This window comes from Variovorax sp. Root473, assembly GCF_001426505.1.
GTDB lineage: Bacteria > Pseudomonadota > Gammaproteobacteria > Burkholderiales > Burkholderiaceae_C > Variovorax.
Map to the genome: position 1 here is coordinate 170,773 of NZ_LMEV01000020.1, position 25,081 is coordinate 195,853.

A 25,081-nucleotide genomic window follows, 5' to 3' on the forward strand; every position below is an offset into this window, starting at 1 on the left:
CCCCAGGCTTCGCGCACTCCGTGTCGCTTGGCCCACCCCCTGCCGGGGGCGGCATCTGCGGCCCGGCAAAGCCGGTTCCGCGATGTCCCATGAAAAGTCCTGCCGTGCCGGCAGGGCGCGCCGCACCCTTTCACGGAAAACCACCAGGAGACACAGAAGATGAAGATGCAACTGAAGACCCTCGCCACCGCCGCGCTGCTCGCGCTCGCCTTTGGCACCACAGCCTCCGCGCAGCAGGCGCCGACCGGCGGCACGCTCGACAAGATCAAGGCCAGCGGCAAGGCCGTGCTCGGCGTGCGCGAGGCGTCGCCCCCCATGGCCTACATGCTGGGCGCGGGCGACAAGTACGTGGGCTACCACGTCGAACTCTGCGAGCGTGTGCTGAAAGACATCGCGCCCGACGCCAGGCTCGAGTACATGGCCGTGACCGCGCAGAACACCATTGCGCTGATGCAGAACGGCACGCTCGACATCGGCTGCGGCCCCACCACCAACAACACCGCGCGCCAGCAGCAGGTGGCCTTCGCACTCACCACGTACGTGAGCGAGGTGCGCATGGCGTCGCGGGTCGACTCGGGCATCACCACGCTCGACCAGCTCGCGGGCCGCAACGTGTCGGCGTCGAGCGGCACCACCGCCGTGCAGCTTCTGCGCAAGCGAGAGCGTGCGCAGAACGTCTCGTACAACACCTTGCTCGGCAAGGATCATCTGGAGAGCTTCCTGCTGATGGAGTCGGGCCGTGTCGATGCCTTCGTGCTCGACGACAACCTGCTCGCCGGCATCATCGCGAACTCGAAGAACCCCGCGGCGTATCGCATCACTGGCGAGGCGCTGGGTTCGGAGCCGATCGCGCTGCTGTTCCGAAAGGACGACCCGGCCTTCAAGGCCGCGGTGGACGGCGCACTGCGCAAGCTCATGAAGAGCGGCGAGCTCGAGAAGATCTACACCAAGTGGTTCGTGGCCGCGATTCCGCCGAAGAACACCAGCCTCAATCTGCCGATGAGCCCCGTGCTCAAGCAGCTGATGCTCGAACCCAACGACAAGCCGCTGGAAGCCTACGCCAGGTGACCGACGCCGCCGTGTTCTCGCCAGCACAACGCGTGCGCGCCCTCCAGGTCTCGGAGATCCTGCGCATCACCGATCACGCGCAGGCGCTCAAGCGCGCCGGCCGCCCGGTGATCGTGCTGGGCGCGGGCGAGCCCGACTTCGACACGCCCGAGAACATCCGGCTTGCGGCCTCGCAGGCCATTGCGCGCGGCGACACGCGCTACACGGTGCTCGACGGCAGCCCGGCGATGAAGGCGGCCGTGCAGCTGAAGTTCCAGCGCGACAACGCGCTGGACTTCGCACTCGACGAGATCAGCGTGAGCGCGGGCGCCAAGCAGGTGATCTTCAATGCGCTGATGGCGAGCCTGAACCCGGGCGACGAAGTGATCCTGCCCGCGCCGTACTGGACCTCGTACGCGGACATCGTGCAGATCTGCGGCGGCGTGCCGGTGTCGGTGGCGTGCGAGGAGGAGAACGGCTTTCGCCTGACCGCGGCGCAGCTGCAGGCGGCCATCACGCCGCGCACGCGCTGGTTGTTTCAGAACTCGCCGTCGAACCCAAGCGGCGCGGCCTACAGCGCGGCGCAGCTCCGGCCGATCACCGACCTGCTGCTCGACCATCCCCACGTCTGGGTGCTGGCGGACGACATCTACGAACACATCCTCTACGACGGCCTCGCGTTCGCAACACCGGCGGCCGTCGAGCCGCGGCTGCGCGAGCGCACGCTCACGGTGAACGGTGTGTCGAAGGCCTATGCGATGACCGGCTGGCGCGTCGGCTACGGCGCGGGACCGCGCCCGCTGATCGCGGCGATGGCCGTGGTGCAAAGCCAGTCGACCTCGTGCCCGTCGTCGGTGAGCCAGGCCGCGGCGATCGAGGCGCTCACCGGCCCGCAGGGCATCGTTGCCGAGCGCTGCGCATCGTTCCAACAGCGTCGCGACTTCGTCGTGGCCGCGCTCAACCGCGCGCCAGGCCTGCATTGCCGCGTGCCCGAGGGCGCCTTCTACACCTTCGCAAGCTGCGCCGGCGTGCTCGGCAAGCGAACGGCCAGCGGCACGCTGCTGCAGACCGACAGCGACTTTTGCCGCTACCTGCTGCAGGACTTCGAGGTGGCGGTGGTGCCGGGCAGCGTGTTCGGGCTCGCACCGTATTTCCGCATCTCGTATGCGACGTCGATGGCGCAACTCGAAGAGGCGTGCGCGCGCATCGCCGCCGCCTGCGCCGTGCTTTCATGAACATCTTCAATCCACTGGAACCCTCATGACTTCCTCCCGCACCGGCGGCCAGATCCTGGTCGACCAGCTCATCACCCACGGCGTCAAGCAGCTTTTCTGCGTGCCCGGCGAAAGCTTCCTGGCCGTGCTCGACGCGCTGCACGACGCATCGATCGACGTGACGGTGTGCCGCCAGGAGGGCGGCGCGACGATGATGGCCGAGGCGCAGGGCAAGCTCACGGGCCAGCCCGGCATCTGCTTCGTCACGCGCGGCCCCGGCGCCACCAACGCGGCGGCGGGCGTGCACATCGCGCACCAGGACTCGACACCGCTCCTGCTGTTCGTCGGCCAGGTCGCGCGCGACGCGATGGGCCGCGAAGCCTTCCAGGAGCTGGACTACGGCGCGGTCTTCGGCACGATGGCCAAGTGGGTCGTGCAGATCGACGATCCGGCGCGCGTGCCCGAACTCGTCTCGCGCGCCTTCCATGTCGCGACCTCGGGCCGGCCCGGTCCGGTGGTGATCGCGCTGCCCGAAGACATGCTGACCGAAGCCGCCGTGGTGGCCGATGCGCTGCCGTATGCCGTCACTGAAACCCATCCCGGCGCGGCCCCACTCGCCGAACTGCAGCAGCGCCTGTCGCAGGCGCAGCGGCCGGTCGTCATCCTGGGCGGCAGCCGCTGGTCGGAAGCCGCGACGCAGCAGTTCGCGCAGTTCGCCGAGGCCTATTCGTTGCCCGTGTACTGCTCGTTCCGCCGCCAGATGCTGATGTCCGCCGAGCATCCCTGCTATGCGGGCGACCTGGGGCTCGGCGCGAACCCGCGCATGCTGGCGCGCATCCGCGATGCGGACCTCGTGCTGCTGGTCGGCGGGCGCCTGTCGGAAGTGCCGTCGCAGGGCTATGAGCTGTTCGCGATTCCGCAGCCGAAGCAGGCGCTGGTGCATGTGCACGCGGATGCCGACGAGCTCGGCAAGCTCTATCGCCCGACGCAGGGCATCCACGCCACGCCGCAGGCGTTCGCCGAAGCGGTGTCTGCGTTGCGTCCGACTTCATCGCCCGTGTGGCAGGCGCAGACGAAGACCGCGCGCGAAGACTTCCTGCGCTGGAGCGACCCGGCCGCGATCCGCATCCCGGGCCCGCTGCAGATGGGCGAGGTCATGCAGCACCTGCGCGAGGTGCTGCCGGCCGACACCATCTTCTGCAACGGCGCGGGCAACTTCGCGACCTGGGTGCACCGCTTCTGGCCGTTCCGCGCGTTCGCGAGCCAGCTTGCGCCGACCAGTGGGTCGATGGGCTACGGGTTGCCGGCCGGCGTCGGTGCCAAGCGGCTGTGGCCCGAACGCGAGGTGGTCGTGTTCGCGGGCGACGGCGATTTTCTGATGCACGGCCAGGAGTTCGCGACCGCCGTGCAGTACGGGCTGCCGATCCTCGTCGTGCTGCTGGACAACGGCATGTACGGCACGATCCGCATGCACCAGGAAAAGCACTACCCCGGCCGCATCAGCGCCACGCAGCTGAAGAACCCCGACTTCCGCGGCTATGCCGAGGTGTTCGGCGGACACGGCGAACGCGTGACCACGACGGAAGAGTTCGGCCCGGCCCTGGCGCGTGCGCGTGCGAGCGGCAAGCCGGCGATCCTGCATTGCCTGCTGGACCCGGAGGCGATCACGCCCGCGAGCACGCTGCAGTCGATCCGCAAGGCGGCGCTGGCCGCGAACTGAGGCGTCGTCAGCGCAGCCCGCCGACATAGCGCGGCGGCGGCGTGGGCGGCAGGCCGTCGGGCTGCCGCGCCGCCAGCCGCGCGGCGCGGGCCAGCGGCTCCATCGCCTGCTCCAGCCGCGTGGCGAGCTGGTCGAGCTCGTCGTCCTTCGTCTCGGCGGCGTGGATGCGCGTCATGCGCACGATCTCGGCGGCGTACTCGGCGTTGGTGGCCATCCATTCGGTGTCGGTCACGCGTCCGTGCTTGCGCCGCAGCGCCACGTGCAGGCGGGCGGCGAGGGCGATGCGTTCGCTTTCGGACATGGATGGCATGGCGGGGTCTCCGGCGTCTGTGGGTCAGGCTCCCAGGTGTTCCTTGTGTTGAGCAAGATCGAGGCCCACGAGTTCGCTCTCGGGGTCGACGCGCAATCCGACCAGCACATGCACGAGGAACAGGACGATGGCCGTGCCCGTCGCGCTGTAGATCGCCACGCTGCCGACGGCGATCGCCTGCGTCAGCACGTTGCCTGTCGCGCCCGAGATGCGCGGGTCGGCGAACACGCCCGTGAGCAGCGCGCCCACGATGCCGCCGATGCCGTGCACGCCGAACACGTCGAGCGAGTCGTCCGCACCGAGCAGGTGCTTCAGGCCCGTGGCGCCCCAGTAGCAGGCCAGCCCGGCGATGGCGCCGATGGCCAGCGCCGGCAGCGGCGTGACGAAGCCGGCCGCGGGCGTGATCGCCACCAGCCCGGCCACGAGGCCGGAGCACAGGCCCAGCAGCGAGGGGCTGCGGCGCACGATCCATTCGCCAATCATCCAGCTCAGGGCGCCGGCCGCCGCCGCGATGTGCGTGACCAGCATGGCCAGGCCGGCGCGCCCGTCGGCCGCCACCGCCGAGCCGGCATTGAATCCGAACCAGCCCACCCACAGCAGGCCCGCGCCGGTCATGGTGAGCGCCAGGCTGTAGGGCTCGAAGGCCTCGCGTCCGTAGCCCCGGCGCGGCCCGAGCGCATAGGCGCACACCAGCCCCGCGATGCCCGCGTTGACGTGCACCACCGAGCCGCCCGCGAAGTCGAGCGCGCCCATCTGCGCGAGCCAGCCGCCCGGCTCCCACACCCAGTGCGCCACGGGCGCGTACACGAGCACGCTCCACAGCAGCGCGAACCACAGCAGGGCCGAGAAGCGCATGCGCTCGACAAAGGCGCCGAGCACCAGCGCGGTGGTGATGATCGCGAAGCTCAGCTGGAACATGGCGTAGACCGACTCCGGCACGTTCGGCGCCACGTGGCTCACGGCCACCTGGCCGGCGTCTTTCAGGTACTCGAAGCCCGAGAAGCCGATGCGCGAGAGGTTGCCGAGCCAGGGCCAGCCGGACGTGAAGGCCAGCGAGTAGCCGAGCGCGAACCAGGTCAGCGAGACCACCGCCGCGATCGCCACCACCCCGGCCATGGTGGCCAGCACGTTCTTGCGCCGGACCATGCCGGCATAGAAGAGCGCGATGCCGGGCAGCGTCATCAGCAGCACCAGCGCGGTCGAGGTCATCATCCAGGCAGTGTCGGCCGCGTTCAGGGAGGCTTGGGGTGCCAGCAGGGCCATGACCGTTTCTTCCTGGAGTGGTGGACAGAAGGCCTGTGTGCACGAGTCATGCCATCTTGTTAACTGGCTGAAACACTTTGGTTTCCCAACTGGAGGGTCGAAGTAACACGAAGCGGGTAATTCCTAATGCACCGGGCGGGTGCGCGCTTGCACAATCTGCGCACTCGCGACGGGCCCTGCTCGTACTGCCGAGGGTCCGAGGAGACAAGCTTCCGATCGATCAACAAGAACATTCTTCAAAGGCTCCGTACGAGATGCCTGCCTGATATTTGAAAAGCGCCGCTGGTCGGCGCTTTTTTTTGCCTGTTCGCCGCGCGGACGTGGGCGCTTTCCTCCAAGCCAAACAAGCCTCCTGGCCAGCCGGTATCGGCCATCAAAGCTATCGTTTCGATAGCAATTCCGGTGAGACAATCGCCCGCATGGAAATGCTGGTGGTCACGGGCGCCTCACTGCTCGCGGGTTTTATCGATGCGATCGTGGGCGGCGGGGGGTTGATCCTGGTGCCGGCCCTCTTTGCGGTGTTTCCGGGCGCGCCGCCGGCCACGCTGCTGGGCACCAACAAGAGCGCGTCCATCTGGGGCACCGCGGCCTCGGCCGCCCAGTTCAGCCAGCGGGTGCAGATGCGCTGGAGCGCCATGTGGCCGGCCGCGCTGCTGGGCTTCGGTGGCTCGATGGTCGGCGCGTGGACCGTCACGGTCTTCCCGGGCGACTTCCTGCGCCGGGCGCTGCCGGTCATCCTGCTGGGCGTGCTGATCTACACGCTGGCGCGCAAGGACATGGGCCGGCTGCACGCGCCGCGCTTCAGTGGACGCGCCGAGACGCTGGCGGCCAGCACCATCGGCCTGACCATCGGTTTCTACGACGGCTTCTTCGGGCCGGGCACGGGCAGCTTCCTGGTGTTTTTGTTCGTGCGCTGGATGGGCTACGACTTCCTCAACGCCTCGGCCTCGGCCAAGGTCATCAACACCCTGACCAACGCCGCCGCGCTGATCCTGCTGGCCGCCAAGGGCCACGTCTGGTGGCACTACGGGCTGGTGATGGCCGTGGCCAACGTGGCCGGCAGCCTGGCCGGCACGCGCGTGGCGCTGAAGCACGGCGCGGGCTTTGTGCGGATCGTGTTCATCGTGGTGGTGAGTGCGCTGATCCTGAAGACGGCCTACGACGCGTTCCTGAAATAAAAAAGCCCCAGGCGCGAGGCCGGGGGCTTCTTCGAGAAACACCGAGGAACCGGCTTTGCCGGGCCTCAGGTGTTGCCCCCGGTAGGGGGTTGGCGAAGCGNCAGCCTGGGGGCGAGCTTAGTCTTCGACAAACGCCTCTTCGCGCTTCGCCTTGATCGCCGGCAGCAGCACGATGCACAGCAGCAGCGCCGCTGCCACCAGCAGGCCCGCCGACAGCGGCCGCGTGACGAACACGCTCCACGCCCCGCGCGACAGCAGCAGCGCGCGCCGCAGGTTCTCTTCCATCATCGGCCCGAGGATGAAGCCCAGCAGCAGCGGGGCCGGCTCGGTGCGCAGCTTCAGGAACAGATAGCCGATGAAGCCGAAGATCGCCACCATCCACACGTCGAAGGTGTTGTTGTTGGTCGAGTACACGCCGATGGCGCAGAACAGCACGATGGCCGGGAACAGGAACTTGTAGGGCACCGTCAGCAGCTTGATCCACATGCCGATCAGCGGCAGGTTCAGGATGATCAGCATCGCGTTGCCGATCCACATCGAGGCGATCAGGCCCCAGAACAGCTCCGGGTTGCTGGTCATCACCTGCGGGCCGGGCTGGATGTTGTGGATGGTCATCGCGCCGACCATCAGCGCCATCACGGCGTTGGGCGGAATGCCCAGCGTCAGCAGCGGAATGAAGGAGGTCTGCGCGCCGGCGTTGTTGGCCGACTCGGGCGAAGCCACGCCGCGGATGTTGCCCTTGCCGAAGGCGACTTCGCCGGGCTGCATCTTGATCTTCTTCTCCAGCGCATAGGCCGCGAAGGCTGCCAGCAGTGCGCCGCCGCCGGGCAAGATGCCCAGGGCCGAACCGAGCGCCGTGCCGCGCAGCACCGCGGGCGTCATGCGCTTGAAGTCGTCCTTGGTGGGCCACAGGCCCTTGACCTTGTGCGTGAACACCTCGCGCTCGTCGTCGGGCTGCGAGAGGTTGCCGATGATTTCGCCGTAGCCGAACACGCCCATGGCGATCACCACGAAGCCGATGCCGTCGGTGAGTTCGGGGATGTCGAAGCTGAAGCGCGCAACGCCCGAGTTGACGTCGGTGCCCACGATGCCCAAAAGCAGGCCCAGCACGATCATCGCCACCGCCTTCAGCAGCGAGCCCGAGGCCAGCACCACCGCGCCGATCAGGCCCAGCGTCATGAGCGAGAAGTACTCGGCCGGGCCGAACTTGAAAGCCAACTCGGTCAGCGGTGGCGCAAAGGCGGCCAGGATCAGCGTGCCCACGCAGCCCGCGAAGAACGAGCCCAGCCCCGCCGCGGCCAGCGCGGGGCCTGCGCGGCCCTGCCTTGCCATCTGGTAGCCGTCGATGCAGGTGACCACCGAGGACGACTCCCCGGGCAGGTTCACCAGGATGGCCGTGGTCGAGCCGCCGTACTGGGCGCCGTAGTAGATGCCGGCCAGCATGATCAGCGCCGACACGGGCGGCAGTGCGTAGGTGGCGGGCAGCAGCATCGCGATCGTCGCGACGGGGCCGATGCCCGGCAGCACGCCGATCAGCGTGCCCAGGATGCAACCGACCAGGCAGTACAGCAGGTTGGTGAAGGTGAAGGCGACGCCGAAGCCGGTCGCCAGGTTGTGGAACAGTTCCATGGCGGTGTGCTCCTCAACCCGAAATGAACGTGGGCCAGACCTGGATCTGCAGCTTGAGCGCCCAGATGAAGGCCACATAGCTGCCGGCTGCCAGGATGGTCGCCAGCACCAGCACGTCGCGCAGCTTGAAGTGCTGGCCGGCCATGCTCGAGATGATCGTCAGCGCGTAGATCGCGATGATCATCCCCATCGCCGGCAGCCCGACGCTGGGCAGGCCGCCCAGCAGCACACCGAAGGCCAGGTTGGCGCCCAGCACGAAGGCCAGCGGCTTCCAGGCCCATTTGCCGATCTTGTCGCCGTCGGCGCTCTCGACCACCATGGCCTGGAACATGATCAGCGCGCCCAGCAGCGCCAACAGGATGCCCAGCATCAGTGGAAAGTACCCCGGCCCCATGCGGGCGCCGTCGCCGATGGTGTAGGTGGTGGCGCCGATGGCGAACGCGCCACCGACGGTGGCGAACATGACCCCTGAGAAGAAGTCCGCCTGTCTCTTGATTTTCATCGTCTCGACCCTCTGTTTCGAAGGGGACGAGGGTCGTCGCCAGCGGCTGACCGTCGGCTGACCGCGACGGTACGGACAAATGCTTACAAGGGTAAGTACTGGCTCTCCCCCAGGTTTCGCGCACTTCGCTACGCCAACCCCCTTCCGGGGCAACACCGACGGCCCGGCAAAGCGGTTCGGTGGTGTTCCACGAAGGGATCGGGGCAAGGGCAGGAGGGGGTGGGGCCGGAAACGAAAAAAGCTCCCGAAGGAGCTTTTTTTATTCAGAGCGCCGAGGCGCTCATGCGTGTGTGGGGGAGGGCTTAGTAGCCGCCGCGGCCACCGCCGCCGCCGCCGTAACCACCGCCGCCACCGCTACGGCCGCCACCGCCGCCGTAACCGCCGCCGCCACCACCACCGTAGCCGCCGCCGCCACCACCGCCGTAGCCGCCACCACCGCCGGTGCGGGGGGGACGTGCTTCCATCGGACGGGCTTCGTTCACCGTCAGGGCGCGGCCCTGCAGCGATGCGCCGTTCATGCCTTCGACTGCAGCGAGTGCTTCAGCGTCGGTGCCCATTTCGACAAAGCCGAAGCCCTTCGAACGGCCGGTGTCACGTTCCATCATGACCTTGGCGCTGACGATCGAACCGAATTCGCCGAAAGCCTGTTCCAGGTCGTTGTCACGCACGGAGTAGGCGAGGTTGCCCACGTAAAGTTTCTTGCCCATGGAGGGACTCCTAATTCAAACCAAAAAAACACAAAGCGATGGAGTCCCAGAATCACAACAAACTAATGCGCTGTGGCGCGAAACTGACCGATCACCAAATTACGTGCACGGGAGCCGAGGCTCGCAGACACGTGAGCCGGATTATCCGGCCCGATTTCCGAAAAAAGGGAGGAAATCTTGTGTTATCGAGAAACATTCCGGCCCGACGGGCGGTTTCGCAACGGTTTCAGGAGGTCGGACAGGCCGTTGTGGTCTATTTCATGCATCAAAGCGAGCAGTCGGCCAATTTCTCCCGCGGGAAAACCCTCGCGCGCAAACCAGGTCAGGTAATTTCCGGGCAAATCGGCGATCAGCGTGCCCTTGTGCTTGCCAAAAGGCATTTCGAGCGTCACCAGGCGCTGCAGGTCTTCGGGGTTCATGCGCTGTTCAGCCTCCCGTGCGCTTGACCGTGTGGCCCTGTTTCACGAGGGCGGCGATCACGACTTCGCGGTGATCGCCCTGGATCTCGACGGTGCCGTCCTTCACCGTGCCGCCCGTGCCGCAGGCCGCCTTCAGTTGCTTGCCTACCGCCACGAGCGCCGCCGCGTCGAGCGGCAGGCCCTTGACGACGGTCACGCCCTTGCCCTTTCGGCCCTTGGTCTCGTGCGATACGCGGACAATGCCGTCCGTGGCCGCCGTTTGCGCCTTCGCGAGTTCCTTGCAGCGGCATTGCGCCATCGGGGCGCCGCAGTCGGGGCACATGCGCCCGCCCGCCTCGGTGGAGTACACCAGCGTGCTGCCGGTGCGGTGGTTCTTCATCGTTCCCATGCGATCCGTCTTTCTTTCGATCTCTCTTTTCCCGGTGCCCGTTCCATGCCATTCGATACCCTGGGCCTGACCCCCGCGCTGGCGCAAGCGGCCGCCGCGAGCGGCTTTGCCGCGCCGACCGCCATCCAGGCGGCGGCCATCCCTGCAATTTTGCAGGGCCGCGACCTGCGGGGCTCGGCACAGACCGGCTCCGGCAAGACGGCAGCATTTTCCCTGCCGCTGCTGCAGCGCCTGGCCGCCGAGCCCGCATCGCCCGCTTCGCGCCGGCTGCGTGCGCTGGTGCTCGTGCCCACGCGCGAACTCGCGGCCCAGGTCGGCGAGACGCTCGAAGACTTCGCCCGCCACCTGCCCGAGCGCCTGAAGATCGTCGTCGCCGTCGGCGGCGTCTCGATCAACCCGCAAATGATGCGCCTGCGAGGCGGCGCCGACATCGTGGTCGCCACGCCCGGCCGGCTGCTCGACCTGGTCGAGCACAACGCGCTCGCGCTCGACGCCGTGTCGATGCTCGTGCTCGACGAGGCCGACCGCCTGTTCGACCTGGGCTTTGCCGAGGAGCTGCAGCGCATCCTCGCGCTGCTGCCGGCGCGGCGCCAGAACCTGCTGTTCTCGGCGACTTTCCCGATCGCCATCCAGGCGCTGGCCGACGACATGCTGCACGACCCGGCGCTGGTCGACGTGCAGGGCGAGCCCGGCACGCGGCCCGACATCGTGCAGCGCGCCATCCAGGTCGATGCCGGCCGCCGCACGCAGCTGCTGCGCCAGTTGCTGAAGGAAAACGAAGGCACGTGGGACCGCGTGCTGGTGTTCGTCGCCACGCAGCACGCCGCGCAGACCGTGGCCGAGAAGCTGTACCGCAACGGCATCTACGCCGTGCCGTTCCATGGCGACATCGCCCAGGGCACGCGGCGCGACATCCTGGCGCAGTTCAAGCAGAGCCGGTGGGACGTGGTGATCGCCACCGACCTGGCGGCGCGCGGCCTGGACATCGCGCAGCTGCCCGTGGTCATCAACTACGACCTGCCGCGCTCGCCGACCGACTACATCCACCGCATCGGCCGTACCGGCCGCGCGGGCGCAAGCGGGCTGGCGATCAGCTTCGTGAGCGCGGCCACCGAGGCGCACTTCCGCCTCATCGAAAAGCGCCAGGGCCAGCATGTGCCGCGCGAGCGCATCGCGGGTTTCGAGCCGGTCGAGACGGCGCCGGTGGTGGTCGATACCTCGGGCAACGGCGGCGTCAAGGGCGCGCGGCCGAGCAAGAAGGACAAGCTGCGCGCCGCCGCGGCGCTGGCCGCTGCGTCGCAGCGCAGCGACGCCGAGCCGAACGACTGAGGCCGGCTACACCCAACCGAGCTGGCGCGCCGCCAGCTCCTTCATGATTTCCTCGGCCCCGCCGCCGATCATCATCACCTTGACCTCGCGGTAGATGCGCTCGCTCACGGTGCCGCGCATGAAGCCCATGCCACCGAGGATCTGCACGGCCTGGTCGGCGCAGAACTGCATGGTCTGCGTGGCATGGTTCTTGAGCAGGCAGACCTGCGCCACCCACTCGGGTGCGTTGATGCGGCCCGCCGCCTCGTGCGCGTCGCCCTCGGCGGACACGGCCTCGAGCCAGGCCTCGGTCGAGGCGATGCGCATCTGCATGTCGACCAGCTTGTGGCGCACCGCCTGGTGTTCGATGAGCGCGGCGCCGAAGGTCTTGCGCTCGCGCGACCAGGCCAGCGCTTCGTCGCGGCAGGCCTGTGCGAAGCCCAGCGCGCCGGCCGCGAGCCCGACGCGCTCGCCGTTGAAATTGCCCATGACCATGCGGAAACCCGCGCCCTCTTCGCCGAGCAGGTAGCGCGCGGGCACGCGCACGTGGTCGAAATGCAGCGTGGCGGTGTCGGAGCACAGCCAGCCCATCTTCGCGAGCCGTGTGCGCGAGAGGCCGGGCGCGTCGCCCGGCACCAGCAGCATCGAGAGCCCGCCTGCGCCGCGGCCCTCGCCGGTGCGCACGGCCACGGTGATCCAGTCGGCGCGCATGCCCGAGGTGATGAAGGTCTTCTCGCCGTTGAGCACGTAATGGTCGCCGTCGCGCTTCGCCGTCGTGCGCACCGCGGCCACGTCGGAGCCGCCGCCGGGTTCGGTGATCGCGAGGGCGGCGATCTTCTCGCCGCGCAGCACCGCGGGCACGACCTCGTGGCGCACCGCGTCGCTCGCGTGCAGCACCACGGGCGGCAGGCCGATGTTGTGCGAGAACAGGCTCGCGAGCACGCCGCCGCTCTGACCGTGGCGCGCGAGCGCGACCCAGGCGGGCAGCTTCAACGCATAGGAAGCGGGCGTGCCGCCGAGTGCGTCGGGGTAGCCCAGGCCCAGCAGGCCCAGTTCGGCCGCACGGGCGTACAGTGCGCGCGGGAATTCGCCGGCCTCGTCCCAGGCGTGCACGTTGGGTGCGATCTCGGCCTGGGCGAAGCGCTGCACCGTGTCGGCGAGCGCGGCGCGGTCGGCCTGCAGTTCCGCGTCCATGGCTTGCCCGGTCAGCCGCGCGGTGGGCGCTTGGCGATGCCCATGGTCTTGGCGAGGATGCCGAGCATCACCTCGTCGGCGCCGCCGCCGATCGAGCCCAGGCGGCCGTCGCGGTACAGGCGCGACACGCGGTTCTCCAGCGTGAAGCCCATGCCGCCCCAGAACTGCAGGCAGGTGTCGGCCACCTGGCGCGTGAGGCGACCGGTCTTGAGCTTGGCCATCGACGCGAGTTCGAGCACGTCTTCGCCCTTCACGTGCAGGTCGCAGGCGCGGTAGGCGAGGGCGCGCAGCGCTTCCACCTCGGTCTTGAGTTCCGCCAGCTTGAACTGCACCCACTGCTGGTCGGCCAGCGTGGCGCCGAACATCTGGCGCTGCTGTGCCCATTCGATGGTCTGCGCGATGCAGTCTTCCATCGGTTCGAGCGAACTGGCGGCGGCCCACAGCCGCTCTTCCTGGAACTGCTGCATCTGGTAGACGAAGCCCTGGCCCTCCTCGCCGATGCGAAAGCGTTGCGGCACGCGCACGTTGTCGAAGTAGATGAGCCCGGTGTCACTCGAGTCCATGCCGATCTTGCGGATCTTCTTCGCCTTCTCGATGCCCGGCAGGTTCATCGGCACCATCACGAGCGACTTGTTGCGGTGCACGGGTCCGTCGCTGGTGTTGACCAGCATGCACATCCAGTCGGCCTGCAGGCTGTTGGTGATCCACATCTTCTGGCCGCTGATGAGGTAGTCGTCGCCGTCCTTGCGCGCATGGCTCTTCAGGCCCGCCACGTCGCTGCCCGCGCCGGGCTCGCTCACGCCGATGCAGCCGACCATGTCGCCCGCGATGGCGGGGGTGAGGAACTCGCGGCGCAACTCGTCGCTGCCGAAGCGCGCGAGCGCGGGCGTGCACATGTCGGTCTGCACGCCGATGGCCATCGGCACGCCGCCGCAACTGATGTGGCCCAAGGCTTCGGCGAAGGCCATCGCATACGAATAGTCGAGGCCTGCGCCGCCGAAGGCCTCGGGCTTGTTCAGGCCCAGCAGGCCGAGGTTGCCGAGCTTCTTGAAGACCTCGTGCGCGGGAAAGATCTCGGCAGCTTCCCATTCGTCGACATGGGGATTGATTTCCTCGTCGATGAATCGGCGCAGGGTCTTCTGCATCTCGAGGTGTTCGTGGGTGTACTGCATCGCGGGTCTCCGTGTGTCCGTTCGTTCGCTGTTCACGTGTCCTGGAACACGCGCGGCGTCTGTGCGAGGTGAAAGCCGTCATAGGGCCGTACCGCGGGGCGCTGCTGCGCCTGCGCGTCGGGAAGTTCCATCGGCCAGCCCATGCGCACCTGCGGACGCGCGCCGTCCACGCGCAGCACGGTGCCGCTGATGAAGGCCGCGGCCGGGCTCAGCAGGAAGGCGATGGCGGCGGAGGTCTCGGCCTCGTTGCCGAAGCGGCCGGCGGGCACGGTCTTGCGCATGGCGCGCAGCATGTCCCCGGCCTCCGGCGGGTAGTGGTCCATGCCGCTGGAGGCGATGTAGCCCGGTGCCACGGCGTTCACGCGCACGCCGCTCACGGCCCACTCCGCGGCGGCGGTTTCGGTGAAGCTCACCATGCCGGCGCGCGCGGCGCCGCTGTGGCCCATGTTCGGCATCGAGCCCCAGATGTCGGCCACGATGTTGACGACGGCGCCGCCGCTCGCCTGCATGCTCTGCACGTAGCACTCGCGCGCCACCAGGAAGCCGCCCGTGAGGTTGGTGTGGATCACCGCCTCCCAGCCCTTGGCCGAGATGGCGGCCAGCGGCGTGATGTACTGGCCGCCTGCGTTGTTGACCAGCCCGTCGATGCGCCCGTGCGCGGCGACGATGGCCTTCACGGCCTCGCGCACGGCGTCTTCCTGGCGGATGTCGAAGGCCTGCGTGCTGGCTTGGCCGCCGGCGGCTTCAATTTCGGCGCGCACCGCGTCGAGCTTCTCGGGCTTGCGGCCGACCAGCACCACGTGGGCGCCGAGCGAGGCCAGTTCGTGCGCGGTGCAGCGGCCGATGCCCGAGCCGCCGCCGGTGACGACGATGCATTGGCCGGCGAACAGGGCGGGTGCGAAAACGGAGCGGTAGTGAGGTGCGTTCATGGCGATGGGCTCTGGCAAAGGAAGAAGCGATCAGGCCTCGGCGATTTCGGCCACGATGTGGCGCGCGGCGACCTGCGCGCCCACGGCCACATGCAGCGCCGCGACGCGGCCCGCACGGGGTGCGCAGTGCACGTGTTCCATCTTCATGGCTTCGAGCGTGACCAGCGGCTGGCCCGCGGCGACGGTGTCGCCCTCGGCGGCCAACAGCGCGACCACGCGGCCGTTCATCGAGGCGCGCAGCAGGCCGTCACTGCCGCCCGCGTCGGCGCGCGCCACGGCCACGTGCGTGAGGTCGTCGAGGCGGAAGGCGCGGCCGTCGAAATGGAAGTCGACGCGGTCGGCGCACCGCACGACACGCGCCTGCGCGGCCACGCCGTCGCAGGCGAAGCGCAGCAGGCCGTCGTCCGTGAGCGCCAGCAAGGCGAGCGACACGGGCGCGGCGTCATCCAGCACGACGTCGAAGGACGCGGCGCCGCGCGGTGTCACGCGCGCCGTGTGCACGGCACCGTCGAGCGCGAAACGCAAAGCGTTGGGCAGCGTGTGCGCCAGCGGCGAGGGCCAGCCGCGCGCGCCGGTCTGCAGCAGCAGGGCCGCGAGCAGGGCGGCGCGCGTGTCGGTCGCGGCGTCGGTGGCCAGCAGCGCGTCGAGGTGGTCGCCGATGAAGGCGGTGGTCGCCTCGCCGCGGGCGAACACCGGGTGCGCGAGCGCGCGCTGCAGCAGCGCCTGGTTGGTCGGCAGGCCGAGCGCGACCGTGTCGCGCAGGCCCGCGAGCAGCCGCTGCCGCGCCTCGTCGCGCGTGCGGCCCGAAGCGATGAGCTTGCCGATCATCGAGTCATAGAAGGGCGGCACTTCGGCGCCGTCGCGCAGCGCATGTTCGGTGCGCAGCGCCGGTGACGTGCGCCATGCGCTCAGCGTGCCGCTCTGCGGCAGGAAGCCCTGCAGCGGGTCTTCGGCGCAGAGCCGAACCTCGATGGCATGGCCGGCGATGCGCACGTCGTCCTGCGTGAGCGGCAGCGGCTCACCGGCCGCCACGCGCAGTTGCAGCTCGACGAGGTCCAGGCCCGTCACCGCTTCGGTCACGGGGTGCTCCACCTGCAGCCGCGTGTTCATTTCCATGAACCAGTACTGGCCTTGTGCGTCGAGCAGGAACTCGAGCGTGCCCGCGCCTTCGTAGGCGATGGCCTTCGCGGCGGCCACGGCGGTGGCGCCCATGCGCGCGCGCAGCGCGGCATCGACCGCTGGCGAGGGCGCTTCCTCGATCACCTTCTGGTGGCGCCGCTGCACCGAGCAGTCGCGCTCGCCGAGGTGGATCGCATGGCCGTGGCGGTCGGCAAACACCTGGATCTCGATGTGGCGCGGCGCGACGATGGCGCGCTCCAAAATCACGGTGGCGTCGCCGAAGGCATGCAGCGCCTCGGACTGCGCACTTTGCAGCTGCTCGGCGAAGGCGCCGGCCGAGGTCACGAGCCGCATGCCGCGTCCACCGCCACCGGCCGTGGCCTTGATCATCACGGGCCAGCCGATGCGCTCGGCCTCGGCGACCAGCGTGGCGGTGCTTTGATCGTCGCCCTGGTAACCGGGAATGCACGGCACGCCGGCCGCCTGCATCAGACGCTTGGCGCCGGCCTTGTCGCCCATCGAAAGAATGGCTTCGGGCGATGGTCCGATGAAGACCAGCTTCGCGTCGCGGCAGGCCTGCGCGAAGGCCGCGTTCTCGGCCAGGAAGCCGTAGCCCGGGTGCACCGCGTCGGCGCCGCTGGCACGGGCCGCGGCAATGATCGCGTCGATGTTCAGGTAGCTCTGCGCGGGCAGCGGCTCGCCGATGCACACGGATTCGTCGGCCTGGCGCACGTGCTCGGCGTGCGCATCGGCGCGGGAGTACACCGCGACCGTGCGGTAGCCCATGGCGCGCGCGGTGCGCATCACGCGCACCGCAATTTCGCCGCGGTTGGCAATCAGGATCTTGTCAAAAGCGCTCATGGCCGTGCCACCGAAAACTGCATGGGTTGCGGCGCGCGGGCCTCGGCGTCGCGGCAGATCGACAGCGTCTCGGCCAGCACGGCGCGCGTGTCGCGCGGGTCGATCACGCCGTCGTCGAGCAGCAGCGCGCTGGTGGTGAAGACGCTCATCTGGCGATCGAAGCGCTCGACGATCTGGCGCTGCATCGCGTCGATCCTGTCGCGGTCGACGGCACCCTTGCGGGCCATGCCGGCCTCCATCACGATGGCCATGGTCTGCGCGGCCTGCTCGCCGCCCATCACGGCGGTGCGCGCGTTGGGCCAGCTGAAGCAAAAGCGCGGTGCAAACCCGCGTCCGCACATGCCGTAGTTGCCCGCGCCGTAGGAGGCGCCGCAGTGCAGCGTGATCTGCGGCACGCTGGCATTGGTCACGGCCTGGATCATCTTGGCGCCGTGCTTGATGATGCCGGCCTCCTCGTGCGCGCGGCCCACCATGTAGCCCGTGATGTTCTGCAGGTAGACGATAGGCGTGCGCGACTGGCAGCAGGCCTGGATGAAGTGCGTGGCCTTGGTGGCGCCGTCGGAATCGATGGGACCGTTGTTGGTGATGATGCCCACCGCGTGGCCTTCCAGGCGGATGTGGCCGCAGACGGTGGCGCTGCCGTAGTGCTCGCTGAAGGCCAGGAACTCCGAGCCATCGGCGATGCGCGCGATGACCTCGCGCATGTCCACCGGGCGGCGGCCGTCGGCGGGCATGAGGCCCATCAGCTCCTCGGCGTCGTGGCGCGGCGGTGCGAAGGCGCGCGCCGTTTCGTCGCGCGCCCAGTCGATGCCGCCGAGGATGGCGCGCGCGATGCGCAGCGCGTCGCGGTCGTCCTCGGCGAGGTAATCGCCCAGGCCCGAGATATGGGTGTGCATGACGGCGCCGCCCAGTTCTTCCTCGGTGGCGATCTCGCCGGTGGCCGCCTTCAAGAGCGGCGGCCCGGCCAGGAAGGCCCGCGTGCGGTCGCGCACCATCACGATGTAGTCCGACAGGCCCGTCTGGTAGGCGCCGCCCGCGGTCGACGAACCGTGCGTCACCGTCACCACCGGCAGGCCCGCGGCCGAGAGCCGCGCGAGGTTGCGGAAGATGTTGCCGCCGCGCACGAAGTCCTGCACGCGGTACTGCATGAGGTTGGCGCCCGCGCTTTCCACCAGCTGGACGAAGGGCAACTTGTTCTCCAGCGCGATCTCGTGCAGCCGCAGCTGCTTGTCCAGCCCCATGGGCTGCAGCGCGCCGGCGTCGATGCCGGAGTCGGAGGCGCTGATCATGCAGCGCACGCCCGCCACGCGCCCGATGCCGGCGATCAGGCCGCCGCCGGGCACGCTCTTCGAGAGGTCGGGGTTGTCCTGGCCGAGGCCCGCGAGGGTAGCGAGCGGCAGGAAGGGCGCGCCGGTGTCCAGCAGCAGCGCGAGACGCTCGCGTGGCAGCAGCTGGCCGCGCCTGGCGAAGCGCTCGGCCGAGGCGCTGGAGGCGGCCACGGCGCGGGCTTCGTGCGACCGGACCTGGTCCAGCAGCGACAGCATGCTCGCGCGGTTGGCCTGATAGGTGTCTCCGGCGGTCTGCAGCCGGGATTCGAGGAAAGGCATGGAGGTCTGTGCGAAGCGCAACGAGTCGTTCGCACAGACTTTAGGAGGCGGGGCCCGGACCCGCTTGCGCCAACTAGCTGGGGCGTACGCGCCGCTGCGCGGCGGTGGCCGGCGCAGCGTCAAGGCTGCTGCCCGTGACCACCCAGTAGATGAAGATCAGCACCGCGCCGGCCGTGCCGAACACCGTGAGGCCCATGTAGCTGCCGCCGAGCGTGAGCGCGTCGACCGGGGCGGCGGCCGTGCAGATCATGCTGGCCGCGCTCATGCCCACGTAGTGCATGGTGCAGACCGCCACGCCCATCACGGCGGCGGCCCCCACCTGGTGGCTGAGCTTGCGCAGGTTGAAGGCCAGCCACAGCGCGGCGGCGGCGGCCGTGATGGCGATGACCACCGACAGCGCGACCATGCCGAAGTCGAAGCTCATCGTGGCCCGCATGTTCATCGCGAACATGCCCATGTAGTGCATCACGCACACGCCCAGGCCGGCCAGCAGGCTGCCCGCCAGCCAGCCAGAGCGGCTGAACTTGGCGCGCCCGCCCGCCAGGTACAGCGCAATGCCGGAGATCAGGATGGCCGCCACCAGCGAGACGATGGTCAGCGGCATGTTGTACGAGATGCCGAAGGGCAGCCGGTAGGCCAGCATGCCGATGAAGTGCATCGACCAGATGCCGATGCCGCCCAGCGCCACCGCGGCGCAGGCCACGATGGCCAGGTTGGGTTTGCCGTCGGCGCCGACCATGCGCCCGGCACAGATCAGGGCCACGAGCGAGCCGAAAAAGGAAATGACGAACGAAAGTGCGATCAGTCCCAGGGAGTATTCGGGCGATAGCACTTGGCCTACGACGAGTGGAGTCATGCGGTGTCCCTTCGGGAAAAGGCGTTTCGCAGACCCCGACGACCCTATGCAGTCGGAACGCCGCGAAGCGTCCCGGCCAGTTTGTAATATGTGTTTGTAAAAGTAAACAGAAATCTGTACTAATTGTTACCCTGAATGACAGGCCGAATTCGATAGATCGAATTGTTCCTGTCGGCGGCCACGTAGACCGTGCCGTCGCGGCCCACGGCCACGCCCGTCACCACGTACGGCGGTGGCAGGCCAGGCCCGGCCGCCAGGCCGATGGGCAGGTTGTCGGCGACCGTGCGGCGGGTGCCGGTGGCAGGGTCGATCTCGACCAGCCGGCGCGCCGCGCTCTCGGCCACGATGAAGCTGCCCCACGGCGTCTGGGCCAGGCCCTCGGGCAGCGCCAGGCCGTCGGCCACCGCGCGCAGCGGTGCGCTGGCGTCCAGCGGAATGCGCAGCAGCCGGCCGGCCGCCTCGGTCACGTAGAGCGCGCCGTCCTGGCCCACCACCAGCTGCACCGGGCCGTTCAGGCCGCTAGCGAGCACTGACTTTTCTGCAAATTTCGGCCCGCTGGCGCGTGTGATGCTGCCGGTGGCAAGTTCGGCGTAGATCACGCTGCCGTCGGCCATCGGCAGCGCATCGAACGGGGCCTTCAGGCCGTGGATCGTTTCGACCGTCTTCAGGGTCTTTCGGTCGACCAGCTGCACCGAGCCCGTGAACCACGAGGTCAGCGCGAAGAGCTTGGGCGACAGCCCGACCGCGAACGGGTAGTCGAGTTCGGGCTCGCGCTGCATGCGGAACACGTCGCGCACCTCGCCGGTGCGCACGTCGACCTGCCGGAAGCCGAACACGTCGGCCACCCAGAGGTCGTTGCCGTCGATCTTGAGACCGGCCGGCACCGCGAGCTTGCCGCTGGTGAGCGTGCGCAGTTGGCCGGTGGCGGGGTTGAAGGCCTGCACCTCGTTGTTGGCCATGTTCGAGACGTAGATCGTGCCGTCGGGCGTGTCCTTGGCAATGGCCAGGTTGTCGAGCGAGGGCCGCAGCTGCTTGGCGACGGTCTTGCGCCCGCTGGCCAGGTCCACCTTCACCAGCTCGCCGCTGCGCGCGTCGACCACCCAGAGGTTGCCCTTGCCGTCGAGGTTGGCGGCGGCCGGGATCTTGAAGCCGTCGGCGATCACGGTCATGTGGCCGTTCGCCGGATCGATCTTCACGACCTGGCCCTTGAACCACAGCGGCCCGTAGAGCAGCCCGTCGGGCCCGACCTCGAAGCCGTTGAAGCCGCCCATGTCCTTCTTGATGAGCCGGGGCGGCTTCTTGCCCTCGCGGTCGATTTCCCACAGCGCATCGCCGAGGAACACCTGCGAGGCGTAGAGCTTGCCGTTCCTGCGGTCGAAGTCCAGCGAGTTCAGCCCGGGCAGGTCCTTGGCGAGCACGCGCAGCGGCGCGCTGTCGTTCTCGCGGTAGCGCAGCATGCCCATGAGGTAGTTGGTCCAGGCCAGCTCGCCCTTCGGCCCGACCGCGATGTCGTCGGCCTGGCCTTCGGGCGCGTCGACCAGCACCTTGGCGGCGCCGGTCTGGCGGTCGACCTCCCACAGCGTGTTGCCGAGCACGGAGCCCGCCAGCAGCCGGCCCTTCGCATCGATGGCCAGGCCGTGCACGCCCGCGAAGGACGACGGGGCCACGAGCACTTCGGGCGCGGCCCAGGCGGCGGGGCGCTTGGGGGGCGGCGACAGCGTGCTGCAGGCGGCGAGCAGGGCGAGGGCGGCGGTCAGCGCGGCTGCGCGGATCGAGCGACGGGGCATGGCGATCTCCTCTGGGTTGGCGTTGTGGCGGATGCGACAGTGCGCCCGCAGTCTAGGAGCCGATGCGCCCCGCACAGTCGCTCGCGGGACTGGATGCGGACTTTTGTTCGCTGCGGATAACCCTCGGCGTCAGCCGCGCAGCAGCTGCGTCGCCGTGTGGATCAGCAGCCCCACGAGCCCGCCCACCAGCGTGCCGTTGATGCGGATGAACTGCAGGTCGCGTCCGATGTGGCGTTCGAGCTCGTCGGTCATCTCATGCGCGTTCCACTCGCCCACGCGCTGTTCGATGTAGCGGCGGATGTCCTCGCGGTAGCGCTCGATGGCGGCCGGCGCGGCGGCTTCGAGCTGCTCGTTGATCCAGGCGCGGATCGCCGCGTCGCTGTGCAGCCGCTGGCCCAGCGCGCCGGCCATGGTCGCGATGCGCTGGCGGATGGTCGAGTCGGGGCGCCCGAGGTCGTCGTGCAGCCAGCCCAGCAGCTCGCCCCACAGGCCGTGCAGGTAGTCGCCCAGCGCGGGGTGGGCGATGAGTTCGGCGCGGATCTGCTCGCCGCGCTGCTGGAACTCGGGGTCGAGCTTCAGGCGCACCACGAAGTCGTCGACGAAGTGGTCGAAGCGCCGGCGCATCGGGTGGTCGGGCTCGGCCGCCAGTTCGGCCAGCGTGCGCGCGATGGCGGCCACGATCTTGCGCGTGGCGAGCTTGGCCGCCACCTGGTCCAGGCCGACGTAGCGCAGCGTCTTGATCTCGCGCGCGATGGCCTCGGTGATGTGCGCCTGCACCTCGTCGCCGTCGAGCAGGTCGGCCACCTGCTGCAGCACGTCGTCGAGCAGCGCCTGATGGCGTCCGCCCGCCGTGAGCGCGTCGAGCGCCTGGCCGGTGAGGCGCGAGAGGTCGATCCTGGCCAGCCCGGCCGCAGCGGCGCGGCCCATGAAGTCGCGCACGCGTTCGTCGTCGAAGGCGGCCAGGCCGTAGCGCGTGGCCGCCACGCCCCATTCGCCCAGCTTGTCGCCGCTGGCGGGCCGGGCCAGCCACTCGGCGATGCGGGCCGCCGCGTCGAACTGGCGCAGCTTGGCCAGCACCTGCGCGGTGCTCAGGAAGTTGTCGCAGATGAAGCCCGCGAGCTTCGCGCCGATGCGGTCCTTGTTGCTCGGGATGATGGCCGTGTGCGGGATTGGCAGGCCCAGCGGATGGCGAAACAGCGCCACCACCGCGAACCAGTCGGCAATGGCGCCGACCATCGCGGCCTCGGCAAAGGCCGCCACGTAGCCCCAGGCCGCGTGCTGGTCGTGCAGCACGGTGGCCAGCGCATACAGCGCCGCTGCCGCGCACAGCAGGCCGAGCGCAACGCGTTTCATGGGGCGGGCAGGCGGCGCCGGGTGGATGTCAGCCGATGACCGGCTCGGACGCCAGGCGCCGCATGAACAGCTCGCAGCGCGCGAGCTGTTCGAGGCTCACGAACTCATCGGGCTGGTGCGCCTGCTCGATGCTGCCGGGGCCGCACACCACCGTGGGGATGCCGGCGTTCTTGAACAGGCCCGCTTCGGTGCCGAAGGCCACCAGCGTGGTGCGGTCTTCGCTGGCCAGGCGCTGCGCGAGCAGCGTGACCGGATCGCCGGCCGCGCCCAGGAAGCTCGGGATCTCGCAGATCGTTTCAAACCTGAAGCCGGCGTCGGGCGCCACCTTCTTCATGGCCGGCTCGATGCTCGCGGCATAGGCCAGCACGTCGGACTGCATGCGCTTTGCATCGGCCGTGGGCAGGTCGCGGAATTCGTAGCGGAACTCGGCGTCGCGCGGCACCACGTTGTCGGCAATGCCGCCGTGGAACTGGCCCACGCTGGCGGTGCTGAAGGGCACGTCGAAGCCGTCGTAGCGTGGCTCGCTGCGCTCGAAGTCTTCGGCCATGTCGCGCACCTTGCCGATCACGCGCGCCGCCATCTCGATGGCGTTGACCGACTTGGGCGTGAGCGACGAGTGCGCTTCCTTGCCGCGCACGCAGCACTTGTAGCGGTACACGCCCTTGTGCGCGATGGCCGGCACCATGCTGGTGGGTTCGCCCACGATGCAGGCCAGTGGCTTGATGCCGGCGTCGCGCATGTCGGCAATGAGTTCGCGCACGCCGAAGCAGCCGATTTCTTCCTCGTACGTGAAGGCGAAGTGCACGGCGAAGGGCGCGTCGCCTTCCAGGAAGTGCTTGGCGTTCGCCAGCGCGATCGCGATGTAGCTCTTCATGTCGGCCGAGCCGCGGCCGTACAGGCGCTCGTTCTGCACCACGCCCGACAGCGGGTCGACGCTCCAGGCCTGGCCGTCCCAGGGCACCGTGTCGGTGTGGCCCGAGAGGATCACGCCGGCCGGCTTGCCCTCGCCCAGCGTGGCGAACAGGTTCGCCTTGGTGCGCTCGGCGTTGTAGGTGATGCGGCTCTTCACGCCCAGGGCGGCGAGGTGCGCCTGGGCGAAGTCGATCAGCTCGAGGTTGCTGTTTGCGCTCACCGTGTTCATGCGAACCAAGGTTTGCGCCATCAAGAGGCTCTGGGGAGAAAGCGTGTGCTGCATGCAACAGATTGTCCGGGAAGTTGAAGGCGCGCGCAGGCGGGTACCGGCGTTGTCACGCGCAGCGGGTAGCCTGCTTCTTCTTTTTTCTTTGTTTGGATGGAGAAGACAACATGCGCATGTCCCTGCAGATCACCCTGACCGCCGCGGCCGTCCTGAGCCTGGCCGCCTGCGGCACCACCGGCCCGTCGGCGCACAAGCTGCTCACGCTGGACGGCAACCCGCCGCTGGTCATCGCCCACCGCGGCGCCTCGGGCTACCTGCCGGAACAGACGCTGGAGTCGTACGCGCGCGCCATCGAGCTGGGCGCCGACGTCATCGAGATGGACCTGGTCTCCACCAAGGACGGCGTGCTCATCGCCCGCCACGACCCCAACCTGGCCATCAGCACCGACGTGGCCAGGCACGCGCGTTTTGCCTCGCGCAAGAAGACCATCCAGGTCGACGGCGAAACCCAGACCGGCTGGTTCAGCAACGACTTCACGCTGGCCGAGATCAAGACGCTGGGTGGTATCTCGACCGACCCCGAGCGCCCGCAGGAATTCAACGGCAAGTTCAAGATCCCGACCTTCCAGGAGATCATCGATTTCGCGAAGGCCAAGTCGAAGGAAACCGGCCGCACCATCGCGATCTACCCCGAGACCAAGAACCCGACCTACTTCCGCGACTTGGGGCTGCCCATGGAAGACAAGGTCATCGCCGCCATCAACGCCGCCGGCTGGAACAGCAAGACCGCGCCCATCTACGTGCAGTCGTTCGAGCCCGGCAGCCTCAAGTACATGAAGGCCAAGGGCCTGAACACCCGGCTCATCCAGCTGATCGACGGCGACGGCATCGACATGAAGACCGGCGCCATGACCTACGCCGTGCCCGTCGACCGTCCCTACGAGTGGACCAAGGCCGGCGACAAGCGCAACTTCGACGTCATGGTCACGCCCGCCGGGCTGGCCGAGATCAAGACCTACGCCGACGGCATCGGCCCGTGGAAGCGCTACATCGTGAGCATCAAGGGCAGCGTCGGTGCCGACGGCAAGCCGCTCGACGTGAACAAGGACGGCAAGATCAACGACGCCGACGCCACCTCGGTCTCGCCCACCACGCTGATCGCCGATGCGCACAAGGCGGGCCTCTTCGTGCACCCGTTCACCTTCCGCAACGAGTCGCGCCGCCTGGCCGCCGACTACAACAAGGACGGCAAGAACGAGTACGCGATTTATTACAAGCTCGGCGTGGACGGCGTTTTCACCGACTTCACCGACACCGCGCTGGCTGCACGCGCCGAGTACCTGAAGAGCATGGGCCGCTGAGGGTTTGCCCGGCACGGTC

General features: G+C 68.8%; 22 protein-coding genes. 6 read left to right on the forward strand and 16 right to left on the reverse strand.

The features are described 5' to 3' along the window. Window positions 1–159: 159 nt before the first annotated feature. The 3 genes from ASD34_RS25565 to ASD34_RS25575 are packed head-to-tail and all read left to right on the forward strand — an operon-like array spanning window position 160 to window position 3,981. Window positions 160–1,068, forward strand: a complete 909-nt coding sequence (locus ASD34_RS25565) for an amino acid ABC transporter substrate-binding protein (protein WP_056583990.1) — start codon at window positions 160–162, stop codon at window positions 1,066–1,068. Further along, entirely contained in the window at window positions 1,065–2,282 is a 1,218-nt protein-coding gene (locus ASD34_RS25570) for a pyridoxal phosphate-dependent aminotransferase (RefSeq protein WP_056583996.1), read from the forward strand. Before ASD34_RS25565 ends, ASD34_RS25570 begins: the two co-directional genes overlap by 4 nt. Window positions 2,283–2,307: 25 nt before the next feature. Beyond that, window positions 2,308–3,981: a thiamine pyrophosphate-binding protein gene (locus ASD34_RS25575; RefSeq protein WP_056583998.1), complete on the forward strand. Its 1,674-nt coding sequence runs from the start codon at window positions 2,308–2,310 to the stop codon at window positions 3,979–3,981. Window positions 3,982–3,988: 7 nt separating this feature from the next. On the opposite strand, the gene ASD34_RS25580 is transcribed toward ASD34_RS25575, so the two are convergent. Both ASD34_RS25580 and ASD34_RS25585 read right to left on the reverse strand, forming a co-directional pair. Then, window positions 3,989–4,291 (reverse strand): hypothetical protein, encoded by a 303-nt coding sequence (locus tag ASD34_RS25580; protein ID WP_082549084.1) that lies wholly within the window; start codon window positions 4,289–4,291, stop codon window positions 3,989–3,991. Window positions 4,292–4,315: 24 nt separating this feature from the next. Then, the gene (locus tag ASD34_RS25585; protein ID WP_056584003.1) at window positions 4,316–5,554 is read right to left on the reverse strand and encodes an ammonium transporter; all 1,239 of its coding nucleotides are present in this window, start codon (window positions 5,552–5,554) and stop codon (window positions 4,316–4,318) included. A 419-nt stretch (window positions 5,555–5,973) separates the two neighbouring features. Between ASD34_RS25585 and ASD34_RS25590 the strand changes: the two genes are divergently transcribed. Then, window positions 5,974–6,732 (forward strand): sulfite exporter TauE/SafE family protein, encoded by a 759-nt coding sequence (locus tag ASD34_RS25590; protein ID WP_056584007.1) that lies wholly within the window; start codon window positions 5,974–5,976, stop codon window positions 6,730–6,732. A 117-nt stretch (window positions 6,733–6,849) separates the two neighbouring features. Here the strand turns inward: ASD34_RS25590 and ASD34_RS25595 are convergent, their stop codons facing one another. From ASD34_RS25595 to ASD34_RS25615, 5 genes are all read right to left on the reverse strand, one after another. Further along, window positions 6,850–8,361, reverse strand: a complete 1,512-nt coding sequence (locus ASD34_RS25595; RefSeq protein WP_056584010.1) for a tripartite tricarboxylate transporter permease — start codon at window positions 8,359–8,361, stop codon at window positions 6,850–6,852. 13 nt (window positions 8,362–8,374) lie between these two features. After that, complete coding sequence (locus ASD34_RS25600; protein WP_056584013.1) at window positions 8,375–8,863, reverse strand: tripartite tricarboxylate transporter TctB family protein; 489 nt, start codon at window positions 8,861–8,863, stop codon at window positions 8,375–8,377. Between the two features lie 302 nt (window positions 8,864–9,165). Beyond that, on the reverse strand, window positions 9,166–9,570 hold the full coding sequence (locus tag ASD34_RS25605) for an RNA recognition motif domain-containing protein (RefSeq protein ID WP_056584015.1): 405 nt from the start codon (window positions 9,568–9,570) through the stop codon (window positions 9,166–9,168). 182 nt (window positions 9,571–9,752) lie between these two features. Then, entirely contained in the window at window positions 9,753–9,989 is a 237-nt protein-coding gene (locus tag ASD34_RS25610) for a DUF3820 family protein (protein WP_056584018.1), read from the reverse strand. Between the two features lie 7 nt (window positions 9,990–9,996). Next, window positions 9,997–10,377, reverse strand: a complete 381-nt coding sequence (locus tag ASD34_RS25615) for a translation initiation factor Sui1 (protein WP_056584021.1) — start codon at window positions 10,375–10,377, stop codon at window positions 9,997–9,999. A gap of 45 nt (window positions 10,378–10,422) precedes the next feature. Here ASD34_RS25615 and ASD34_RS25620 point away from each other — a divergent pair, with 45 nt between their 5' ends. Then, on the forward strand, window positions 10,423–11,706 hold the full coding sequence (locus ASD34_RS25620) for a DEAD/DEAH box helicase (protein ID WP_056584025.1): 1,284 nt from the start codon (window positions 10,423–10,425) through the stop codon (window positions 11,704–11,706). 6 nt (window positions 11,707–11,712) lie between these two features. On the opposite strand, the gene ASD34_RS25625 is transcribed toward ASD34_RS25620, so the two are convergent. The 9 genes from ASD34_RS25625 to argE form a co-directional block, all read right to left on the reverse strand. Continuing rightward, the gene (locus ASD34_RS25625) at window positions 11,713–12,879 is read right to left on the reverse strand and encodes an acyl-CoA dehydrogenase family protein (protein ID WP_056584028.1); all 1,167 of its coding nucleotides are present in this window, start codon (window positions 12,877–12,879) and stop codon (window positions 11,713–11,715) included. An 11-nt stretch (window positions 12,880–12,890) separates the two neighbouring features. Beyond that, window positions 12,891–14,051, reverse strand: coding sequence for an acyl-CoA dehydrogenase family protein (locus ASD34_RS25630; RefSeq protein ID WP_056584030.1), 1,161 nt, complete (start codon window positions 14,049–14,051; stop codon window positions 12,891–12,893). A 32-nt stretch (window positions 14,052–14,083) separates the two neighbouring features. Continuing rightward, a complete protein-coding gene (locus ASD34_RS25635; RefSeq protein ID WP_056584032.1) occupies window positions 14,084–14,980 on the reverse strand; it encodes an SDR family oxidoreductase in 897 nt (298 codons plus the stop codon). Window positions 14,981–15,010: 30 nt separating this feature from the next. Beyond that, a complete protein-coding gene (locus ASD34_RS25640) occupies window positions 15,011–16,960 on the reverse strand; it encodes an acetyl/propionyl/methylcrotonyl-CoA carboxylase subunit alpha (protein WP_056584035.1) in 1,950 nt (649 codons plus the stop codon). Beyond that, a complete protein-coding gene (locus ASD34_RS25645) occupies window positions 16,957–18,567 on the reverse strand; it encodes an acyl-CoA carboxylase subunit beta (protein WP_056584688.1) in 1,611 nt (536 codons plus the stop codon). The genes ASD34_RS25640 and ASD34_RS25645 overlap by 4 nt, the downstream gene beginning before the upstream one ends. Before the next feature lie 73 nt (window positions 18,568–18,640). Beyond that, the gene (locus ASD34_RS25650) at window positions 18,641–19,423 is read right to left on the reverse strand and encodes an MHYT domain-containing protein (RefSeq protein WP_056584038.1); all 783 of its coding nucleotides are present in this window, start codon (window positions 19,421–19,423) and stop codon (window positions 18,641–18,643) included. A 119-nt stretch (window positions 19,424–19,542) separates the two neighbouring features. Then, window positions 19,543–21,210, reverse strand: coding sequence for a hypothetical protein (locus ASD34_RS25655; RefSeq protein WP_056584041.1), 1,668 nt, complete (start codon window positions 21,208–21,210; stop codon window positions 19,543–19,545). Window positions 21,211–21,339: 129 nt separating this feature from the next. Continuing rightward, window positions 21,340–22,563: a DUF445 domain-containing protein gene (locus ASD34_RS25660; protein ID WP_056584045.1), complete on the reverse strand. Its 1,224-nt coding sequence runs from the start codon at window positions 22,561–22,563 to the stop codon at window positions 21,340–21,342. Window positions 22,564–22,591: 28 nt separating this feature from the next. Further along, on the reverse strand, window positions 22,592–23,758 hold the full coding sequence (gene argE / locus ASD34_RS25665; RefSeq protein ID WP_056584048.1) for an acetylornithine deacetylase: 1,167 nt from the start codon (window positions 23,756–23,758) through the stop codon (window positions 22,592–22,594). Between the two features lie 110 nt (window positions 23,759–23,868). Between argE and ASD34_RS25670 the strand changes: the two genes are divergently transcribed. Beyond that, window positions 23,869–25,062 (forward strand): glycerophosphodiester phosphodiesterase, encoded by a 1,194-nt coding sequence (locus ASD34_RS25670; RefSeq protein ID WP_082549087.1) that lies wholly within the window; start codon window positions 23,869–23,871, stop codon window positions 25,060–25,062. Window positions 25,063–25,081: the final 19 nt, after the last annotated feature.

Bases quoted from the DNA above. Each gene is read 5' to 3' on its own strand.
- ASD34_RS25565 (WP_056583990.1), top strand. From the start codon at position 160: ATGAAGATGCAACTGAAGACCCTCGCCACCGCCGCGCTGCTCGCGCTC.
- ASD34_RS25575 (WP_056583998.1), top strand. From the start codon at position 2,308: ATGACTTCCTCCCGCACCGGCGGCCAGATCCTGGTCGACCAGCTCATC.
- ASD34_RS25580 (WP_082549084.1), bottom strand. From the start codon at position 4,291: ATGCCATCCATGTCCGAAAGCGAACGCATCGCCCTCGCCGCCCGCCTG.
- ASD34_RS25585 (WP_056584003.1), bottom strand. From the start codon at position 5,554: ATGGCCCTGCTGGCACCCCAAGCCTCCCTGAACGCGGCCGACACTGCC.
- ASD34_RS25590 (WP_056584007.1), top strand. From the start codon at position 5,974: ATGGAAATGCTGGTGGTCACGGGCGCCTCACTGCTCGCGGGTTTTATC.
- ASD34_RS25595 (WP_056584010.1), bottom strand. From the start codon at position 8,361: ATGGAACTGTTCCACAACCTGGCGACCGGCTTCGGCGTCGCCTTCACC.
- ASD34_RS25600 (WP_056584013.1), bottom strand. From the start codon at position 8,863: ATGAAAATCAAGAGACAGGCGGACTTCTTCTCAGGGGTCATGTTCGCC.
- ASD34_RS25605 (WP_056584015.1), bottom strand. From the start codon at position 9,570: ATGGGCAAGAAACTTTACGTGGGCAACCTCGCCTACTCCGTGCGTGAC.
- ASD34_RS25610 (WP_056584018.1), bottom strand. From the start codon at position 9,989: ATGAACCCCGAAGACCTGCAGCGCCTGGTGACGCTCGAAATGCCTTTT.
- ASD34_RS25615 (WP_056584021.1), bottom strand. From the start codon at position 10,377: ATGGGAACGATGAAGAACCACCGCACCGGCAGCACGCTGGTGTACTCC.
- ASD34_RS25620 (WP_056584025.1), top strand. From the start codon at position 10,423: ATGCCATTCGATACCCTGGGCCTGACCCCCGCGCTGGCGCAAGCGGCC.
- ASD34_RS25625 (WP_056584028.1), bottom strand. From the start codon at position 12,879: ATGGACGCGGAACTGCAGGCCGACCGCGCCGCGCTCGCCGACACGGTG.
- ASD34_RS25630 (WP_056584030.1), bottom strand. From the start codon at position 14,051: ATGCAGTACACCCACGAACACCTCGAGATGCAGAAGACCCTGCGCCGA.
- ASD34_RS25635 (WP_056584032.1), bottom strand. From the start codon at position 14,980: ATGAACGCACCTCACTACCGCTCCGTTTTCGCACCCGCCCTGTTCGCC.
- ASD34_RS25640 (WP_056584035.1), bottom strand. From the start codon at position 16,960: ATGAGCGCTTTTGACAAGATCCTGATTGCCAACCGCGGCGAAATTGCG.
- ASD34_RS25645 (WP_056584688.1), bottom strand. From the start codon at position 18,567: ATGCCTTTCCTCGAATCCCGGCTGCAGACCGCCGGAGACACCTATCAG.
- ASD34_RS25650 (WP_056584038.1), bottom strand. From the start codon at position 19,423: ATGACTCCACTCGTCGTAGGCCAAGTGCTATCGCCCGAATACTCCCTG.
- ASD34_RS25655 (WP_056584041.1), bottom strand. From the start codon at position 21,210: ATGCCCCGTCGCTCGATCCGCGCAGCCGCGCTGACCGCCGCCCTCGCC.
- ASD34_RS25660 (WP_056584045.1), bottom strand. From the start codon at position 22,563: ATGAAACGCGTTGCGCTCGGCCTGCTGTGCGCGGCAGCGGCGCTGTAT.
- argE (WP_056584048.1), bottom strand. From the start codon at position 23,758: ATGCAGCACACGCTTTCTCCCCAGAGCCTCTTGATGGCGCAAACCTTG.
- ASD34_RS25670 (WP_082549087.1), top strand. From the start codon at position 23,869: ATGCGCATGTCCCTGCAGATCACCCTGACCGCCGCGGCCGTCCTGAGC.